The following is a 20,282-nucleotide window of genomic DNA, read 5'->3' as shown; positions in this document are numbered from 1 at the left end:
ATATAAATTATTTCTCCACGACGTTGCCCGAGAGTTCGCGGAAGTCGTCCTTCTTGTAGAGCGTCACCCCGGGCGACACGATGTGGAACACCGACTGCTCGGCAAGCGTATCGAGGTTGAACCTGAAGGAATCCAGACGGATGCGGTAGCTGTCCACCGTATTGTCGAACGAGACCACATAGGGCGGGCGTGCAAGTTCCCCGCGCATGAACATGCGGTGGAGAGCATTCCCGACTTCATCGTTCACGAGCACCCAGGCATCAACATCGTGCGGGATATCCGCTATGAGGCGCGCCAGGATCTGCTCAAATTCCTCCTGCGTCTTGTCCCTGAAATCGTAAGGGCTCGCATGTTCGGCATCCACCGCCTCGAAAACATTCAGGCCCGATTTCTTGAGCCCGTTCAGGCGGTCGATGGACCAGGAACTCAAATGATAGGGAGAGATGTAGGCAACGTTCGAGCAGCCGCGTTCACGCAAGAATCGCCCCACCGCCCTTCCCGGGAACTCACCGAAGGCAAGGTTGAAGAAGGCGTACCGCGGTTCTTTCTTGAGGGCGCGCGGGATTTCAGAAAGCGGGTGTTCCCACCAGACCGATATGGGGAACCGAGTCCTTGCAAAATGCATAAAGAGGCGGCCCGGTTTAAAGACGAGCATCGTGGAAAGTATCGCCCCGAAGGCATCGCGGAACGTTTCCGGCGCAACGGCCTTGCCCGCACTGTCGAGGAACCGGCCCGAATCCTCATGGTACCCAAGAACGTGCACACGTAACTTTCGCTTCTCGGCCTCGGCGTACACCTTCTGCATAAATTCCAGTTCACGCTCCCCCAGGCAGTAGAAATCCCCCGTCGGGTTGGCGCGCATTACCAGCAATATCTCCTTCGCCTTCGGGGCATGCGCCGTACGGAAAAAGAACCGCCCGCGACCGCGGCGCGAAAGGATACCCGCCGCCTGCAATTTTTCGAGAGTGCGTCTCATGGAACCGACCGAAGTTTCGTACTGCATACAAAGTTCCTTGATGGTCGGGAGAGGGGCGTCCGCCGAAAGCCTGCCGGATTTCCAGTCTTCCTGGAGCAATCGTTCCAGCCGTTCAACCACCTGTTCTCGCACGGGAGGTTCCGGCAAGGCGACCTTGACGGCACCCCAGAAATAGCCGTTGCCCTGCTCGCCATAAACCTTCTTCTTGTCGATGAGCTTGCGGTAGGCACGGAACACCGTGCAGGTAGACGTCGAAAGCTGTTCCGACACGCTGCGCACCGATGGGAGCCTATCGCCATCCCTGAAGTTCGAGGACTCCAGCCACTTGCAGATTTCTTCTACTGTCATTTCAACCTCCCGGGACTCGAAACGTGTACGGAGATCCCCGCCTTCGCGGGGATGACAAAAGTGCGTCGCATCACACCGGTGTAAAACACTAGATACACTTTGGAAAATAATAAAAAAACGCGTCCTTCGCCAACAGCAAACGAAAAAATATCTTTACCCTAACACCGGAGGTTACATGCAAAAAACAATCCAGATAGGGGCATGGGTTGGCGGAAACGGACAGTATCCGCAACCCACGGCAGGCAACATCCAGGCATTTCAGGCTCTCCAGGGAGGTCGTGCAGAACTCTTGAGCCTGTTCGCACTGTTCGATATAAACACATGGGACTGGGTAGAGCCATTCGCCGAAACGGCACGCAAGAACGGTTCAACGCTCGTTATCACGTGGATGCCGAACGGCTACAGTGCACGCAAAATCATCTACGGGGAAGCCGACCCCTACATACGCCATTTCGCAAAGGGCGTAAAGAACTACGGCTACGAAATCTGGCTCCGCCCGCTGCACGAGGCGAACGGGGACTGGTACGACTGGGGCGTGGGCAAGCTCGGCGCAGGCAACACCGACGCGGACGTCGCCGAAGCCTTCCGGCACATCGTAAGGATATTCCGCGAGGAATCCGTCAAGAACGTCAAGTGGGTGTGGACGACAAATTCCTCGAACGTGGGAGAAAACACGACCTTCACGGGAACCTACCCCGGCGACAATTTCGTGGACTACATCTCCATCGACGGCTACAACTGGGGCGACAAGAAATGCTGGTCCCGCTGGAAGAGCTTCTCGGAGGTATTCCGGAAGTCGTACAACGCGCTCGCGGGCATCGACAAGCCGATGTTTATCGCCGAGACGTCGTGCACGGAATCGGGCGGGAACAAGGCTGAATGGATAACCGACATGTTCAGGGTGCTGCCCGTGGAATTCCCGAGGATTTCCGCCGTCATGTGGTTCAACCAGAGCAAGAGCTTCGAGGCGGACTGGGCGCTCGACACGTCGAGTGCGGCAGTGGATGCCTGGAGGGCAGGCATCGGCACGCTTTAATTTTCTATCTTTGGGCCAGTCAGTTCGAAATTCCATCCTGACTTTAGGCGGCAACATCAGTATACAAGATGCCTCGCCAGCCTATAAACCAAAACTAGGAGATTTGCATGCGTTCTGAAGCAGAACTCGAGGGCGTCACGCTGCTCGGCAACAACAAGACACAGTACAAGACCACATACAGCCCCGAAGTGCTCGAGAAGTTCCCGAACAAGCACCCGGGAAACGACTACATGGTCACCTTCAACTGCCCGGAATTCACGAGCCTGTGTCCCAAGACGGGCCAGCCCGACTTTGCCGAGATCAAGATAAACTACATCCCGGACCAGTTCCTGGTGGAATCCAAGTCCCTCAAGCTGTATCTGTTCTCGTTCCGCAATCACGGCGATTTCCACGAGGACTGCGTGAACATCATCATGAAGGACCTAGTGAAGTTGCTCGACCCCAAGTACCTTGAAGTCGAAGGCATCTTCATGCCGCGCGGGGGCATCTCGCTCTACCCGTTCGCGAACTACGGCAAGCCCGGCACCGAATTCGAATCGCTCGCCAAGACCCGCCTGTTCACTGCCATCGACAGGAGGAAATAAGCATGCAGAACGAAATCATTCTCGTCGCCTCCATCTTCGCGTTCTTCGGCGGCCTCGTCGGCTTTTTCCGCTTCTTCGGTAAGCAGGGCATCTTCGCCTGGACCGTCATCTGCACCATCGCGGCAAACATCGAGGTGCTTATCCTGGTGCACGCCTTCGGGCTCGACACCACGCTCGGTAACGTCATTTTCGCCTCGACCTTCCTCGCGACCGACATCATGAGCGAGATCTTCGGCAAAAAAGAGGCCAGCCGCTGCGTGAAAATCGGCATCCTCGCGAACATCACATTCATTTTGATTTCACAGAGCTGGTTCCTGTACATTCCCGCCGAGGGCGACACGATGGCCGAACCCATCCGCACCGTGTTCGCGAATACCCCGCGCGTGATGCTCGCAAGCCTGTTCGCCTATGCCGTCTGCGAGATGTTCGACGTGTGGGCCTACCACGCCTGGTGGAAATGGACCGAAAAGAAGTTCGGTGACAAGCACGGGTTCCTGTGGCTCCGCAACAACGGTTCCACCCTCGTAAGCCAGCTTATCAACGTGGTGGTGTTCAACCTGCTTGCCTTCGCGGGCGTATTCCCGTGGAACACCATCGGCGAAATCCTCGTCTTCGGGTACGGTATCTTCATCGTGACCTCCCTGATGGATACACCGTTCGTGTACCTCGCCCGACGCATCGCCGACAAGCACCCCGAACTCGTGAAAGAATAGCGTCCACCCCCAAAAAAACGCGTTTTTTCACCGAATTCGCGAAATTTCGCTTCCATCCGATACATTAACATATATATATGTATCGAAAAATCACCGCCCCGTTCCGGCACCCGCAGTCCAAGATTCAGATTCGATGAACTAAATTTTGCCCGAAAAATGATCTTTACTGTGCTCACATACCTGGTAATCGGCCTCATTGCCATTTTCGGGCTATTCTACATAGCCCTGGAGGCGCGTTTTTACCGCGCGCTGGGCACGGTGCGCCTCGGGCAGTCCGACGTGGAACCAAAACCGCGCGTGAGCGTGCTGATTTCCGCCCGCAACGAGTCGGCGGGTATCCGGGCGACGCTCGATTCCGTTCTCGCCCAGGACTACGCCGGCAAGTGGGACGTGTGGGTCGCCGACGACCGGAGCGACGACGATACGCCGAAAATCCTCGAGGAATACGCCGCCAAGAACCCGCGGCTGCACATTTTGACCATCCGGGAGATTCCCGAAGGGGTAAGCCCCAAGAAGCACGCCCTCAGCCAGCTTATCGACGCCTGCGAGGGCGAGATTCTCTGCCTTACCGACGCCGACTGCATCGTGAAGCCCACCTGGGTCGCCGGAATCGTGGCAGAATTTGAACCGGGCATCGAGCTCGTGGCGGGGCATTCGTACATTCCGACCGTTCCCGGCAAGTCGAGCGTGCTTATCTGCATGCAGGCCGTAGAGACCCTCATCTACCGCGTCGCGGGTACCGCAGGCCTCGCCATGCACCTGCCGCTCACGAGCACCGGCAACAACCTCGCCTACCGCAAGAGTTTCTTCAAGAGCGTGCACGGGTTCGAAAGCGTGCTCAAGATCCAGAGCGGCGATGACGACCTGCTGATGCAGAAACTCGCCGCCGACCGCCCCTGGGCCATGCGCTACTGCATCGCCGAATCGACCTTCGTGACGACGAACGGCAAGGAAACCCTCAAGGAACTCTGGGAACAGCGCAAGCGCTGGGCTTCGAAGACCATCTACTACACGCCAAAAATCGTGTTCGTGCTCAGCATGGTGTTCCTGTTCCTCGTGATGCAGTGCGTCGCGGCGGCACTCTCGCCCTTCAGTTTCGAAATTTTCATAGCCTTCGCGGCCACATTCGTGGCAAAGTGCGTCGGCGACCTGGTTTTAATACTCCGCGGGCTTAGGATATTCCGGCAGGAGCACCTGCTAAAGTGGTGCATCCCTGTGGAATTCATCCACGCCCCCTTCACCGTGCTGGCCGTACTCTTCGGCCTGTTCGGACGCTTCAAGTGGAAATAACGATGGCAACTACGACAAAGAAAACGACAAAGACAGAATCTACAGCAAAGACTGCGGCAAAGACCGCCACGACAAAGAAGGCGACAAAACCCGCCAGCGAGGGCATAACCCTCATCATCGCAGAAAAACCGAGCGTTGCGGCCGACCTCGTGAAGGTACTCGGCGCCAAGTCGTTCAAGAAGAATAACGGTTATTACGAAAGCGACACGACCATCGTGAGCCACGCCATCGGCCACCTGGTAACCATCGCCGACCCCAAGGATATCGACGAGCGCTACAAGGCATGGGACATGAAGACGCTCCCGATGCTCCCCGAAAAATTCCCGCTCGTTGCCACCCCCGCCACCAAGTCGCAGCTTTCCATCGTCAGCAAGCTCATCAAGCGTAAGGACGTGACGACCATCGTGAACGCATGCGATGCGGGCCGCGAAGGTGAACTGATTTTCTTCTACATCCTCGACTACGTACTCAAGGGCAAGTTCACGGGCAAGACCATCAAGCGCCTGTGGATGCAGAGCATGACCCCTACCGCCATCAAGGACGCGTTCGAGCACCTGCGCACCGCCGAAGAGATGGAAAACCTGAAAAACGCTGCCCTCTGCCGCAGCGAAGCCGACTGGCTCGTGGGCATGAACGGGAGCCGCGGGCTCACCGCCTACAACAGCAGCATGGGCGGGTTCCAGATTACGCCGTGCGGGCGCGTGCAGACCCCGACGCTCGCCATCATCGTGAAGCGCGAGGAAGAACGCCAGCAGTTCAAGCCCGAAAAGTTCTGGACCATCGATGCGGACTTCGACAACGGCGGCGTGAACTACCAGGGCAAATGGTTCGAGGGCGACGGCAAGGACCGCAAGAAGCAGATTTTTGACGAGAAGAAGGCGAACGAGATTCTCAAGAAGTGCAAGGGCAAGCCCGGCAAGATTGAGGAATCGACCGCGCCCTCCCAGCAGAAGTGCGGGCAGCTCTACGACCTCACCACGCTCCAGCGCGAAGCGAACAACCGCTTCGGCTTTAGCGCTAAGACTACGCTCTCGATTGCGCAGGCCCTGTACGAACGCCACAAGGTAACGACCTACCCGCGTACCGACAGCCGCTGCCTGCCCGAAGACTACGTGGCCCCCGTGAAGGCTACCCTCGGGAAAATCGAAGGCCCGCTCGCCAAGTTCGCGCAGGAGGCGCTCGACAAGAACTACGTGAAGCGCACCCCGAAGGTCTTTGACAACACGAAGATTTCGGACCACTTCGCCATCATCCCTACGGGAGTCACCCCGAAGGGACTCTCCGAAGCCGAAGAGAAAATCTACACGATGGTGTGCCAGCGTTTTATCGCGGTATTCTTCCCGCCGGCACAGTACCTGAACACGACGCGCATCACGACCGTCGAAGGTGAGACGTTCATTACCGAAGGCAAGATTCTCGTGGACCCGGGTTTCAAGGCGGTCTACGGCAAGGACAGCGATGACGAATCGAACGTGCCGCCCCTGAAGGGAGCCGACGCGAAGACGCTTGATATGCGCAGCAACGAGGACTTTACCAAGCCGCCTGCGCACTACACCGAAAGCACGCTCCTTTCCATGATGGAAAGCGCAGGCAAGCTCGTCGAGGACGACGAGCTGCGCGACGCCATGAAGGAGCGCGGGCTTGGTACGCCTGCGACACGCGCCGCCATTATCGAGAAACTGGTGAGCGACAAGTATGTTGTCCGTGACGGGAAGGAAATGATCCCGACGGCGAAGGCATTCGACCTTATCAAGGTGCTCTCGGCCATGAACTGCGAGGCGCTCACGAGCCCGGAACTCACCGGCGAGTGGGAATACAAGATGGACCTCATCAGCAAGGGCAAGGAATCCCGCGAGAACTTCATGAAGGGCATCGTCGACATGACGAAGGCCATGGTCAAAAACATCAAGGGATTCAAGGAAGAGAACACCACCGGCGAGGCAAAGTTTAGCCCGGTAAACGGCAAGAAGGTGTTCGAGACCGTGAGCCGCTACACTACCGAAGATGGTATCGTCATCCGCAAGATGATTGGCGGCAAGCACCTCTCCGACGAAGAAATCGTGGAACTCCTCACCAAGCGTAAGATTGGCCCGCTGCCCGGGTTCCGCAGCAAGCGCGGCGCGGAATTCACCGCGGTGCTCATCATCAACGACCAGAACAAAATCGAGTTCAAGTTCGAGGAAAAACCCGAGGAAATCGAAATCGGCGAGAAGGTGGGCAAGTCGCCCATCGACAACACCGACGTGTTCGAGACGCTCACCGGCTACGTGAGCCAGAGCTACATCGACAAGAAGCCCTCGGGCCTGAACCTGCCCAAGGTGCTGCTCGGCAAGGAAATCCCGATGGAAGCCATCCAGAAGCTCCTCGCGGGCGAAAAGACCGAACTCATCAAGGGCTTCCGCAGCAACAAGACGCGCAGGCTATTTGACGCCTACCTCACGCTCGAAAAGGGCAAGCTCAAGTTCGACTTCCCGCCGCGCGAGTTCAAGCCGCGCAGGTTCTTCAAGAAGAGTGCCGCAAAAAGCGAAGGGTAGTTGGTTGATCATTGGTCATTGGTCATTGGTCATTGGTCATTGGTCATTGGTCAATAGTTATTAGTTATTAGTTATTAGTTGCTGGTTATTAGTTATTGGTTGCTGGTTGGCTAGGGTTGCGAGATGTTTGTTGCGAGAAAAAGAATCCTCTTTATCGTTGCAATGGCATTGATGCACTGCGGGCTTGCGACGGCAGCACCACAGGGACTCCCCCAAGAACTCCAGCCGCTGTGGGATTCAATGACTCTCGAAGAAAAGGTCGGGCAGATGATCATGGTGTACATGTCGCCCCCGGATTTTGTCATCGAGAATAACCTTGGCGGCGTACTCGTGATGGGCGCGCATCTCTCGACCAGGAACCAGCTCCAGAAGAACCTCAAGAACATCGCCTCGAGGGCAAAAATTCCGCTTCTTGTTACCATCGACCAAGAAGGTGGCCACGTGAACCGCATACGAAGTCTTGACCGCAAGTGGGAAAAGGCCCCGAGTGCGAAGGAAATGCGCGAGATGGCGCCCGAAAAAATCGAGCGAACCGCACGTGAAATCGGCGCCACCCTCAAGAAGACGGGAATCAACCTGAACCTCGCCCCGGCTATCGACCCGCCCTCCGATATAAACGGCAGGGAAACCTTCATGGAACTCCATGGACGTTCCTGGGGTGGCATCGAGAATATCGAGAAGGCCCGCGCGTTCGTGAAGGGAATGAAGGCTAGCGGAATCATCAGCGCCGCAAAGCATTTCCCGGGCTATGACAGCGAAACCAATAGCGACCTGCAGATGGCAGAAAGCGATGCGACCGAAGATAAAATCCGCGAGAATGTGGCGCCATTCAAGGCGCTCGCCCCGGATGCCCCCGTCATCATGATGAGCAGCGTGCGATACACGAAAATTTCTGATGCACCCGCGGTCTTTGAACCGAAAATCGTGAAGATGGCCCACGACATCGACGACGATATCGTGGTGCTTACCGACGACCTCTGGGGAACGAATCTGCGCGCATGGATAAGCGGTCCCGAAGCTCCGCTCCCGAACCCCTACCCCGCATCGGAATTCAAGAAGGTGGTGAAGGCGGCACTCGATGCCGGCAACGATATGTTCATGACGACCTACCCCACAAAAGCGGTAGACATGAAGAACACCCTGCTTGAACTCGCCCGGCAAAGCGACGATTACCTTGTACGTATCGAGAAGTCTGTCGCCCGCATATTGAAGATGAAGTTCCGGGCCAGACTATTGACTAGTCATTAGTTATTGGTCATTAGTCATTAGTTGTTGGTTGTTAGTTATTAGTCAATGGTTATTGGTTGCTGGTTGGTTCGGGTTGGGCAATGTTTATTGCAAATTAGACTTTGGGGCTCAAGACACGCGCCTTCTTGGGGGTGGAAAGGTTCTTCACCTCTTTCAAAATACGTTCCGGCCCGACCTTCCTGTAGGCAAGTTTCAGGATTTCTGCACAGGCAAGTGTATCGTCCATCGCGCGGTGATGCCTAAAGTCGCTCAGCCCGAGCGATTCCGTCAGGTTGTGCAGGCTGTAGCTAGGCAATCCCGGGAAAAACTTGCGCGAAGTCTTCACGGTGCATAGCCTCGGCGGGTCAAACTTCACACAGCAACGCTTGAGTTCCGTGCGCACCATCCGGCAATCGAACTGCACGTTGTGCGCCACGAAGATGCGCCCGTCCAGGAGTTCCGCAATCTTTTCGGCAAGCGCCTGGAACTGCGGCTGACCGCTTACCATCTCGTCGGTAATGCCGGTCAGGTTCTTGACAAACGGCGTTATGGGCACGCCCGGGTCCACAAGGCTATGGAACTCCCCTACCTGCTCGTCGCCATCCAGCAGGGCAATCCCTATTTCGGTAATGCGGTTCGCATCTCCCGCACCGCCGGTCGTTTCCACATCCACGACTGCGAATTTCAGTAATTCAGGCTGCGGGGCGGTCATCAGCGTATCGGGATTTCGATATCGAGCGTGGCGTGGTTCGCGCGGTCCTCGACCTTCGCCTGCATCACCTTCGACTTCGGGCGACCGTAAACAGGCACCACCAGCAGGTTCGATATACCGGCATCCTCGCTCGGGGTTGCCTCGGAATCACGGACCGTCTTCGTGAATATCGCCTTCTTGCCGCCATCGTACAGCGAGTACGTGAGTTCACGCGTAAGCCCGGGCTTGATCTGCTTCGTGGGTACCTGGAAGTACACGTAGCCGCCCTTCGGCACCTTGCGGAGGCTGTCCTTGATTTCTTCTTCGGTAGCGAAGTCCGCCTCCATCGCCATGCGCACGTTCTTCTTTACCTTGTCCGGACTCTCGTACAGCACGGAAACCTCGAAGCGGGCGTCCTTCGGTACGGCGGATTCGCGCACGTCACGAATGTTTGCATTGTTCTGGTAGTATTCCCAGCGGCCGTTGTCGTGCAGAATCACGGTCGAGCCGTTCGAGGTCTTCGCGACGATATCTTCTGCAAAGGAGAACACCATGCAGACCGCCACTGCGACGACGGCAATCCTAAAAGCGCGCGTAAAATTCATTTGCATTACCCAAAATCCTGTTTGCGGGCACAAACGCCCTCACGTTCTGAATATAAATAAAAAAAGTGGATTCTGCGCCGTTTTTGACGCCTTAAAAGCACAAAAAAGTAAAAATTGCATTTATCGCCCCCTAAAACCGCCACATTTGTTACATTTCCCTGCATGGAAGGAAAAATACGATTTGCGCCGAGCCCCACGGGCTACCTGCACGAAGGCCACCTGCTTTCGGCACTCTATGTGTGGGCGGCCGCTCGCAAATGGGGCCTGCAAATACACCTGCGCATCGAGGACCACGACCGGGGTCGCGCCCGCCCCGAATACATCGACAGCATTTACGAAGACCTGGAATGGTTTGGATTCCAGTGGGATTCCCAAAGTATCCAGAGTGCGCGAACAGCCCTCTACGAAGCCGCGCTCGAAGGCCTGCAGAAAAGGGGACTCGTGTACCCGTGCTACTGCAGCCGCAAGCAGCTGGAAGCAGAAAACCCCAAGAGCGAGACCGGCGAAATCGTTTATCGCGGGAAGTGTTTCCTGCGTCATACCGAAGCCTTGCGCAGCAAGGCAAAAAACTCCATGGACACACTTGTCGCTTCGCGACTGCGGTGTGACGATCTCCGGCAAGACTTTCTACGGTGTGACGAGCAACCGCACAACCTGCGCATCGTAATTCCTGACAAAGTAATACACTGGCACGACATGCGCCTCGGCGACTTCAATGAGAATCCGAAACTGCAATGCGGCGACTTCCCCATCCGTGACCGCGAGGGGCAATGGACATACCAGTTCGCCGTCTGCGTCGACGACATCGAGGAAGGAATCACCCATATCGTGCGCGGCGAGGACATTCGCAGTTCAACCGCAAGGCAAATCGCCCTCATGCGCCTGCTCGGGCGCGAAACCCCACCGCTGTACCTGCACCACCCGCTTATCGTGGACCCCGCAGGCAAAAAACTTTCCAAGCGGGAACGCGCCCACAGCCTGCGCCAAGACCGCGATGCGGGCATTACCGCCAGCGAACTGCTGGGCAGGGTGTGCCACAAGGCGGGTTTTCTGCCGAACAGCACCCCCCTGAACCTTGAAAATGCCATTTCGATTGTAGAACAATCCCTGTAAACTTGCCTAAACAGCAAAAAATCTTATATTCTTAATATGCCGCAAGCAACACAAGTGTCTACCGTGAAGAAGATATGCGAGGAAGCCGCCCTTTTCGAAAACAAGGACAGGCTGTTGCATTTTTCTATCAAGAACGAATTCCAGACACCCCTGCTGCTTGAAGCCGGAGACGCCTTCTACGACAGGTGGCTCCATTCCGGTACGCCTATCCCGCTGGATACGTTCCTTCCCGAATCGCAGACATTCACCGCGAAGCAGAAACAGGAACGCGAGCAAATCCTTTCCTCCGTGTTCCGGGAAAAGCGCCAGGATTTCGGGAAGTCCGACCTCTACCTGCTCCTCGGGTTCCTCAAGTGGGACGGCAACGCGCTCGCACCGAGCCTGCTTGTCCCTATCGATGTGGATGCCAAAGGCAAGTCGCTCACGCTTTCCAAGACGCTCCCGATGGAAAACATCGTGTTGCGCGAACGCATGCCCGATATCGGGCTCCCGAGCGCCGAAGACGCGATAGTCAACGGGCAGTTCAGCATATCGCTCTACTTTTCGCTTTTCGAAAAGGCCGTCTCGACCGAGCGCAACTGGAAATTCACCCGCCACGGCATCTGCCTTGCCTTCCTCAACTCGAGCAGGCTCAGGCTCAAGAAATGCATGGAGGATTTCCACAGCGAAAAACGCATTGCGGCGAACTCCTTCCTGAATTCCCTCCTCAACGACGAAGGGTTCCAGATCAAGGAATCCGTATTCGACGATGCAGATTTTGACCAGATATTCAACCCGACCGAGCACCACTTCCTCTACACGACGGACTCGCATACCACGAAGGTAACGATAGACGCCCTGCAAGAAAGCACGCTCGGCTATGCCATACAGACGCTGCCCGGCACGCAAAAGATGCGAGTCGCCGCGAACATCGTCGCCGAAACACTCGCACAGGGCAAGAGCACGCTGGTCGTTACCCGCCGCAACCTGAGCAGGCAGGCATTCTTGCAGGAATGGGACCCGCAGTTCCGCCAGTTCAGCGGACCGGAACGCGACACGCTGGTCGAACAGGTGAACGAGGCGAGGAACTACTTCCGCTCTTACTACAAGTCCATAAACCAGGTTGTCGAGCCCAGCAATACGAGCCTCACGAACGTGCTCAAGGAATTCGCCTTCACGCCGAAAGTGCGGGCCAAGTTCGTTGATTCCATATTCCAGGAATCGAGCGCGCTCGACTACGAACGCTTCAACCAGTTGCGCAACACGCTCGAACAGATTGTCGCCCTGTACTTCAGCCAGAACGGCATCACCGCGCGCAAGACTTTTGAAAACGTGAAAGTCGCAGACCTCACTCCCGAAAAGAAGGCCGAGATCGAAGCCATACTCCAGACTGCCGAAGAGAAGGCTCGCGCGCTCGGCCCGCTGATTGAACTTTTCGAGAAAGAAAAATTCTTCCCCACGGGCGTCTACCTCAACGTTCTTGCCGATGTCATCGAACTCATCCGCAACAACTTCGACGCGCAGACTCCCGAATTTGAAGACTGGGACCTCAAGTCCTCCAGCTGGAGTGCCTACCAGGATACTCTCCGCGCGCTCCCCGAAGCAGGTGACAGCTGGGTGCGCTACCACAGGCAGACATCCGACATCTACACCGAAGATGCCATCGACGAGAACATCCTCTCGTTCCGCGACGAATTTGCAGAAAGCCTGAAGACAACGCTCAAGGGGCTTTCGGACCGTTACCGCAGTTCCAGAAGGCGCCTCATGAAGGTGCTCAAGAACCCGAAAGAAGTCACGTCGGACGCGCACCTGCTCGACCTTATCGACACACTCCTCGAGCTGCAAGACAACAAGCGCGCCTACAAGGATACGGCGGTCCTCGGGAACCACCTGCTCGGCAAAGACTGGCTCTACGAGAAATCAAACTGGGTAAGCCTGAACAAGAAGATTACCTACCTCTACGAATTCCGGGAAAAATTCAAGGATGCACCGCAGTTCGACCTGATGCTCACCGTTCTCGGGCACTGGCACAAGATCAAGGCGATTCTCCCGCAATTAGACGAATACGGGAACACCCTCCAGGAACTGCTTTCTACAACGCGTTCGCTTTCGCAGGCATTGAACCTCACGACTCCGCTCGAGAGCCTCACCTTCGAAAAATGGCTTGCGCAGATTGCCACCTGGCGCGAAAACTGGAACAGCATCGATTCTCACATTGAACTTTCCGTACTGTTCCAGAAGGTCGCAGAACTCGGGTGCACGAGCCTCGTACGCTACCTGCAGAACCCGGGCGCCATCAACGAAGAAATCGTGAAGGCCTGCACCTACAACTGGGCAGGCACGCAGATACAGAAGATTGGCAAGGCGAACCCAGAACTGTTCGCGAAATCGCCCAAGGCCCATTCCCAGCTGAGCAAGCAGTACCGCTCATTGCTCGACCAGTTCTGCAACGCGAACTTCCGCGAAGTCCATGCCATTGCCGACACGGGCAAGCTCGCCATACTCAGTATCGACGAGGCGTTCTCGCTCAGCAAGGACAGGCAGTTCGATACCGTGATTCTGCTCGACGCGGACTGCATCTCGGTCGCAGAGGCAATCCCGCTCGTGCTTCTTGCAAAAAAGACCATCCTGGTCGGGAACCCGCACGTGCCCACCATCGAGCAGCACACCTACGACGCGTTCCTCGACGTGGCTCCCCCGCACACGACGTTCTTTATGGAAAATATCATGACGGCAACGCTCCGTCGCGGTATTCCCACGCGCGAACTCTGGCACTCGGAATTCTACACAAACCCCACGCTCTTCCAGTTCGCGAACTCGCATATCTACAACGGCGGCATCAAGCAGTTCCCGCTCCCGTTCAAAAGCAAGGCCAAGAACTGCCAGCTGAAGGTTACCGCAGACAAGGTTCTCGATATCGCGAAGGCAGCCGTCCAGCATGCCGAAAAGCACCCGGGCCAGACCCTCGGAATCATCGCTTTCAGCGAGGACCGCTGCCACGAAATCGAAACGGCAATCAGCACGCTCGCCGAAAAGTCCGCAAAGAAATCGTTCTTCGTGCAGTCGGAGATGCCCATCAGTTTCTACGTGAAGACTCCCGACCGCGCCGTAGACCGCTACCGCGACGTGATATTCATTTGCGCCGAAAACGAGGGCATAGACAAGATTACGGCAGACCGCAAGTTCGCCGTATGCACGACACTCGCCCGCAACGAGACGGTTACCTTCATAACGAAGCAAGACCTCGCCATGCAAAAAACGGCAAAGCCCTCGATTTTCTGGGACTGGATCAGCTACCTGCAGGGCAAATCGGATGACGCACCCGCCGAATCGCACATCGCAGATTCAGAACTCCGCGAACAGGTCATGGACTTGCTGAAGCGCGAGAACATCAATGCGGAGGAAAGTTTCTCCGAAGGCGGCATCCCGGTCGGGCCCGTCGTGGTGGACGCGAACAACGCGAACCGCTTCCTCGCCGTCATCGAGGACGACTGTACCAGCGAGCGGTTCCGCGAATCCGTGGAAGACCGCGAATACATCCGCCCGATAATACTCCGCCAGCTGGGCTGGAAGGTTATTTCTATCTGGACTCCATTCTGGTACCTCTCGTACAACGACGAGACAAGCCACATCGTAACGACCATCGCGATTGAGCAGAGCGTGGCCCCGCCGCCACCCGAAGAATCCGAAACGGGCGATGCGACAAACGACGGCAACGAGCCCGAGGTAACGGCAGTCCCGTACCAGGCCGTTCACCCGAAAAACGAAGGGACGGCACACGACAAGCCGATTGCCGAACTTGACTGCATTGCGCTTATTGTGCAGATGAAGTTCTACGTGGACCACGAGGCGCCTATTCACGAAGAGATGCTGCTTTCCCGCCTGCTGGAGCTCCACCACGTGGACCGCGCAGGCCCGAAGATTCTGCAGGCATTGAACGACGCCATCAAGCAGGGTTGCCAGAGGCACAAGTTCATCAAGACCGGCAAGTTCTTCTATTCTACGAAGAACCTGCCCGTAGTGCTACGCGACAGGAGCATGCGCCCCGATAGCGAGCGCAGGTTCACCTACGTTTCGCCCGAAGAACGCGCCCTCATACCGACGAACCTGGACGACTTCGCCGTAAAGCAGTTACTAGGATTGCTGTAGAGACCGCACGCTCGTCGTTTCAGGAGCAGAACCTCCGGTTCCTCACGTGCTCTCGCAACCACGCCTCGTCAATACGAGGCGCTTGTTGCTCACAAAGAAGCCAAACTCGCTCCGCAACATCCTTGCAAGCGAAATTCGATTGAAGCAATAAGAAGGTGACTAGCGCAGTTTAACAACCAGAGCGTTGATGTTATAAACGGAAAGTTCGCGAGCCTTGTCGTCGGCGGCCTTCTTCGTGGTCCAGCCACCGCCACGCAGCTTGTAGAACGGCGCGTCGAACACCACGTTGATGTTGTAGCCAGTCGCTGCAGAAATCTGCGCCCTGCGGCGCTGGGCGGCATCAAAGTCACCCACGGCTTCGAACTGGAGCACGTAGAGCCCATTGCCCTTCGAATCCTTCGAGTCCTTCTTGCCCGGAACCGCCGAATTCACGTTGGTCGTATCGCGGAGCGATGCGCTGAGTTCGGGCTTGTATTCCTTGCCACGGAAGAGGGAATCGATATCGGTAGGTTCGCCCGCCCACACGAGGGTAGAGAGGGCGCACGCAAACAGGCTTATAGCAATCTTTCGCATATCAATAATTTAGAAAAAAGACCCCAGCTTCGGTGTGACACTTTACTTGACCACGCCCTTGCCGCGCTTCACGCCCCAGACTTCGGTCAGTTCCTTCTTGGCCTTCTTGCCCTTGTCGGCAAGCTTCACAAACGAACTGTACTTGGTGATGTAGGCGCCGGTACCCACCAGGCGGTGCTTGTCCGAAAGCATGTTCCAGGCCACGTAGAAGTTGCGCGGGTTCTTCACGCAGTCACCCATGCCATCCGGAGTGGTCTTCGGGTCGGGCGAGAAGAACTTGTCGTTGCAGTAGAGCTTACCGCTCTGGTGTGCAACAAACGTTCCCAGGTTGGTAAAGTAGTCCACTTCGTACTGGAAGTACACTTCGCTCTTGTCCACCGAGGCATATTCATCCTTAGACCCGATAATGGAGCCCATGTCGGACTGCACAAAATGACCGAGCGTACCCGGATGGTCAGCCTTTACCTTGTCCATGTTCTCGTTCGTCTTCACGGGGAATATCTCGCCCACCGGCATGTCGGGCGTCACCCTCGACGGATCGGCAATGTTGTACGAAATCGTGGTCACAGTAATCTTGGCATCACCCACGACCTGCACCCACGGAGAAGGCAAGCGCTTGGTGGAGTTGTAGTTCGTCGGGGAATTCCAGGTCCAAGAAGCATCATCCGCAGAACGCAGCGTATCGGCACCCGGAGCAAAACCGTTCGAGGTATCGGCCCAAATCAGGGCATCGGCACGGAAGCGGATGTAGTCGCCCACGTGCGGAGTCGGGTTGTTCGGGTCGGCGTTGTAGTAGCGAAGATTGATGGTATCTTTCTTCGGCTGCGGCACGTTACCCGCCGTCGAGTGCATGTAACGGGCAGACTCGCTCGCGATATCGATGGCGGAGTTCAGGTAATAGCTGAACGCCTGCGCGCCAAAGCCCGCATCCAGTACAGTCACCGGTTCAGAAATGATAATCCTCACCTGGTCATAAACGGCGCCGTCACCTTCGTTAGACACGCGGGCCGCAAGAATCACCGGAGCCATGCGGTCAGTAAGGCCCTTCTCGAAGAAGGTCTTCACTTCCTTGCCCTTCCATTCGTACTTCGTGAACGAGGCAATCTTGTTGTCGGGGTTCACCTTGGTCTTCACGTCCTTCGTAAACGCGTCATCCACGGCAAACACGAGCGTCTGGCCACCATCCGGGCTACGGTCGTAGGCCTTCCTGACAGTCGCGGAGTCAAACTGCGTAGAACAATACATCTCGGTGTCGCGAGAGTTGTTCGAAATGCCCATATCGTACGGGTTAATCTTGTCGAGGTTGCTCTCGTCAAAATGCAGGCAGATGTACGTCGGGACGGAGTCCGCATGAATCGCACGGTCGTAGATAATCGCCATCGAATCCGCCTTACCGTCGAGGTATTCCTGGCTTTCGCTATGGAAGTCATGGTAAATGTTCATTTCGCCAAGCGGAGCGCCCTTCACGTCGAACATGTCGACAATGAGCGGCATCGGTGCAGGCGGCTTGTAGAAGTGCATGTTGCCATAGGGGGCAGCAATCGCGTTGTTGTCGAGGGCAGCAACGACCATCGAGGCCGCAGTAGTAGAATACTCCACGTTGCTACGGATACGCACGAGAGCCACGCCCTCGTTAAACGGCGACACCTGCGAAACAATACCGTTCGATGCGTCGATGACGTCAAGCACGAACGAGCATTCCTTGCACACGCTGTTGGTTATCGGGTTCATCGCGATAACGTAGAAGTCCACGTCGGCGCTTACCCAGTGGAAGTACTCATCACCGTCCGCATCCGTATCCGGGTCCTGCGTAACCGGGTTCCAGGTAAGCACGTTACCCAAGGAATCCTTGGTAGCGGGTTCCGCAAACGTGATTGTCGGTGCATAGAACGTAAGCTTAGCCGAAGTGTTGCCCACGGAAGCGGTCACCTCCTGCGTACCGCTTGCAAGGCCTGCCAGCGGGACTTCCACCCAGAGGGTATCGATACCCGTCGGATTCACCGTTCCGGAGTAGGGCGTTGTCAGCGGGGTCTGGTCGGCAGGGTCGTTCGTCTTGTAGAGCGCTGCGCCCGCAGTAAGGGATAGCGAGTAGTTCTGGCCCGGAGCCGAAATCAGGTCAACACCGCCCTGGTCATCGGGAGCGGAGATATACACCGGAATGCGCGTACCCGCCATAGCCTTGTCAATAAACTTCCACTTGGTTCCGGAATTGTAGACCGAAGCTTCCTTGTCGACGTTATCGAACACCACGTCGCGGGAAACAATACCGAGGTTACCCTTGATGCGGAAGGAGTAGTAAGTCTTCTTGCCATTGACTTCGATGACAAGGCGGTAAGAGCCGGGAGCGAGGCCGCCAATCTTATCCGGGTACACAACAGGCACCTTCGGGTTGGTCAGGTCGATACCGCCGTGGCTGATTGTACCGAGCGGGAGCGCCGCACAGTCGCTGCAGTTAGCCGGAATTTCGCCCTTGCGGGTAGAAATGGAGTAAGCAATCGGCACCGATATATCGCCACCGCATTCCTTAGTAACTTGCTGGCCCGCCTGCCCAGCGGTACCGAGAGCCACGGAGGCGCAGTCGCCACCGCCGGAGGTTTCCACGCAGATATTCATCTGCAGGCCACCCGTGCTCGTCTGCTGGGTCGAGAAGTCAAGACCGGTAGACTGCTTGATGTACATGTTCGTCTTGATGATGACGTTCGTCATCGTGGTGCGACGGTCACAGAAGAAGATATCCAGGTCATAGTCCTGGCCCGGCACAAGGAAGCCCGCACCGTAGGTCGTGTTCAAGTTCTTCAGCACCACGTGACCCGGAGCGGCAAGGTGGGCACCGCCGTTATCCACGGCAAGTTTCTTGTTGATGAACACCCAGATGTCATCGTCACCACGGAACGTGAATTCCTGGTCCTCGTTGTAGGTGAACGTCGCATGCGACTGGAAGCAGTACTGCTGGTTACGTTCCAGGGCCACATTGCTATTCATCTTCGCCCAGTCTTCACGAACACCCCAATCCCAGGCCGAAGGATTCTCGCCACTGCTGAACTCGTTCGTGGCACCGCAGTCTATACCGCCAAACCAGCCCGGAGTATTGCAGTAATGGTCAAGGTCGGCATATTCAATCTTGATACCCACCGGAGCATCGGCCTTGCGCTTCTTACGGGCTTTCGGAGTCGGACCCTGCGGCACACCGTTTATAACGACTACAGAGGCATCCGTGGAATTTTCCAGCGGGTAGAACCCGCCCGTAAAGCCACCCTTAGCAAGCTCGTTGCCATCCGCATCGTAGTGCGTGGAATCGGAATCGAACCCCCAGCGGGTATCCATGCCGTAATGACGGAAGGGCATATCGTAGCACTGCATCTCGTTAACGCCCGGCGTGTAGTTGAACAGCATATTGAAGTTCTGTGCAGTACCAAAGCATTTCACCGCATTCGGAGAACCCGAGAACACGGGCTTGCCGTCCGGGCCGAGGTCCTCGTTGACAATACCCGTATGCACGCCCACGCAGGCGCCAAACCCACTCGCATCAGGGTCAGAAGTAAACACGTTCAGCAAGTCCTGGTCGCTATCGTAGATGATTGCGGCGAGAGAGAAAGTGCACGTACCTTCCACATTGGGGTATTCCACGTACCAACCACCCGAACCGTCATCGGGCCACAAGGCGTCGTCGGGGATAAAGAACAGCTGTTCCACACCGTATGCTTCAAAAACGGTACCCAAGTCTATCGGGTCAGCTTCGCCATCATCGTCCCACAGGCCGTTGATGCCCAACTGCACATCCTTGTTGTTCTTCAGGTACAGCACAGCATCGGAAGGCGGAGTATCGAACACCATATAGTGCCAACCGCAATAGTCCGGCGAAGGAAGCATGGCAGTATCCTTCTTTACTCCCTGCGCAGTGGTATAGCTAATCATCAGGTCATCGGACTGCCATTCCTTTTCTTCGGGCAGCAATATGTAGAAGAACTTCGCATCGGGGGGAGCGGAACCCACGTAGGTCGAACCCGGATGGAGAGCGTCTTCTGCCACATACACCTGGGCTGTCGCACTGTTCGGGCACGGGATGGTAGCAAGGTTGCTAATCTGGTTGTACATGTTCTGGAAAGCCCATACAGAATCCAGCACCACGATGTTGTTCGCACCGTTGGTCGTGGAGTTCGCTATGCCGAACTTCGCCATGTAAGGTTCTTGCGTTATGGTGGAAAGGTCAACGGAGAAAAACCCGTTTTCGTCCTTGGTGGTAACGGTCTTTGGCATTGTGCCGTTTTCCACGAAGAACACCGCCTGAGTCCAGTCGCTAGGCGCCCTGAAGTAGACGTTTCCCACGCACGAAGCAAAAACGCCCTGCACCCCTGCAAGGAGCCCCATGATACCCAATACAATCCCTAAGATGGAGGTCTTATTATGTTTCATACCTTTTATCCATAACTGCTTCAAACCTATAGCATACGGGACAACCCAACA

The 20,282-nt window shown here is 56.2% G+C and carries 13 protein-coding genes; 8 read left to right on the top strand and 5 right to left on the bottom strand.

The genetic code is table 11. The features are described from left to right. Positions 1-7: 7 nt before the first annotated feature. Positions 8-1,324 (bottom strand): GntR family transcriptional regulator, encoded by a 1,317-nt coding sequence (locus tag BUA44_RS14565; RefSeq protein ID WP_072813495.1) that lies wholly within the window; start codon positions 1,322-1,324, stop codon positions 8-10. 175 nt (positions 1,325-1,499) lie between these two features. Between BUA44_RS14565 and BUA44_RS14560 the strand changes: the two genes are divergently transcribed. The 6 genes from BUA44_RS14560 to BUA44_RS14535 all read left to right on the top strand — a co-directional run bounded on the left by BUA44_RS14560 (position 1,500) and on the right by BUA44_RS14535 (position 8,729). Next, positions 1,500-2,360, top strand: coding sequence for a glycoside hydrolase family 26 protein (locus tag BUA44_RS14560; protein WP_072813492.1), 861 nt, complete (start codon positions 1,500-1,502; stop codon positions 2,358-2,360). A 107-nt stretch (positions 2,361-2,467) separates the two neighbouring features. Beyond that, positions 2,468-2,944, top strand: coding sequence for a preQ(1) synthase (gene queF, locus BUA44_RS14555; RefSeq protein ID WP_072813490.1), 477 nt, complete (start codon positions 2,468-2,470; stop codon positions 2,942-2,944). A gap of 2 nt (positions 2,945-2,946) precedes the next feature. Next, positions 2,947-3,657: a queuosine precursor transporter gene (locus BUA44_RS14550; RefSeq protein WP_072813488.1), complete on the top strand. Its 711-nt coding sequence runs from the start codon at positions 2,947-2,949 to the stop codon at positions 3,655-3,657. A 156-nt stretch (positions 3,658-3,813) separates the two neighbouring features. Beyond that, a complete protein-coding gene (locus BUA44_RS14545; RefSeq protein WP_072813486.1) occupies positions 3,814-4,947 on the top strand; it encodes a glycosyltransferase in 1,134 nt (377 codons plus the stop codon). 2 nt (positions 4,948-4,949) lie between these two features. Further along, complete coding sequence (locus BUA44_RS14540; RefSeq protein WP_072813484.1) at positions 4,950-7,481, top strand: DNA topoisomerase III; 2,532 nt, start codon at positions 4,950-4,952, stop codon at positions 7,479-7,481. Between the two features lie 162 nt (positions 7,482-7,643). Continuing rightward, the gene (locus BUA44_RS14535) at positions 7,644-8,729 is read left to right on the top strand and encodes a glycoside hydrolase family 3 protein (RefSeq protein WP_178348807.1); all 1,086 of its coding nucleotides are present in this window, start codon (positions 7,644-7,646) and stop codon (positions 8,727-8,729) included. A 94-nt stretch (positions 8,730-8,823) separates the two neighbouring features. On the opposite strand, the gene BUA44_RS14530 is transcribed toward BUA44_RS14535, so the two are convergent. Further along, positions 8,824-9,420 carry a 3'-5' exonuclease gene (locus BUA44_RS14530; RefSeq protein ID WP_072813480.1) on the bottom strand — a complete coding sequence of 199 codons (597 nt, stop codon included), beginning with the start codon at positions 9,418-9,420 and terminating at the stop codon, positions 8,824-8,826. Beyond that, on the bottom strand, positions 9,420-10,010 hold the full coding sequence (locus BUA44_RS14525) for a hypothetical protein (protein ID WP_072813477.1): 591 nt from the start codon (positions 10,008-10,010) through the stop codon (positions 9,420-9,422). Before BUA44_RS14525 ends, BUA44_RS14530 begins: the two co-directional genes overlap by 1 nt. 156 nt (positions 10,011-10,166) lie before the next feature. On the opposite strand from BUA44_RS14525, the gene BUA44_RS14520 reads away from it, so the two are divergent. Then, positions 10,167-11,117 carry a glutamate--tRNA ligase family protein gene (locus tag BUA44_RS14520; protein ID WP_072813475.1) on the top strand — a complete coding sequence of 317 codons (951 nt, stop codon included), beginning with the start codon at positions 10,167-10,169 and terminating at the stop codon, positions 11,115-11,117. Between the two features lie 36 nt (positions 11,118-11,153). After that, complete coding sequence (locus tag BUA44_RS14515; protein WP_072813473.1) at positions 11,154-15,245, top strand: hypothetical protein; 4,092 nt, start codon at positions 11,154-11,156, stop codon at positions 15,243-15,245. Positions 15,246-15,404: 159 nt separating this feature from the next. Here BUA44_RS14515 and BUA44_RS14510 read toward each other — a convergent pair whose 3' ends face one another. Together BUA44_RS14510 and BUA44_RS14505 are read right to left on the bottom strand one after the other, a co-directional pair. Continuing rightward, on the bottom strand, positions 15,405-15,818 hold the full coding sequence (locus tag BUA44_RS14510; protein WP_072813471.1) for an SPOR domain-containing protein: 414 nt from the start codon (positions 15,816-15,818) through the stop codon (positions 15,405-15,407). A 42-nt stretch (positions 15,819-15,860) separates the two neighbouring features. Further along, the gene (locus BUA44_RS14505) at positions 15,861-20,231 is read right to left on the bottom strand and encodes a fibro-slime domain-containing protein (RefSeq protein ID WP_083579656.1); all 4,371 of its coding nucleotides are present in this window, start codon (positions 20,229-20,231) and stop codon (positions 15,861-15,863) included. Positions 20,232-20,282: the final 51 nt, after the last annotated feature.

It is taken from the genome of Fibrobacter sp. UWR3, assembly GCF_900143055.1.
Classification (GTDB): Bacteria; Fibrobacterota; Fibrobacteria; order Fibrobacterales; family Fibrobacteraceae; genus Fibrobacter.
The sequence above is the reverse complement of the archived record's forward strand: the minus strand, read 5'-3'. Positions and strand labels throughout refer to the sequence as shown.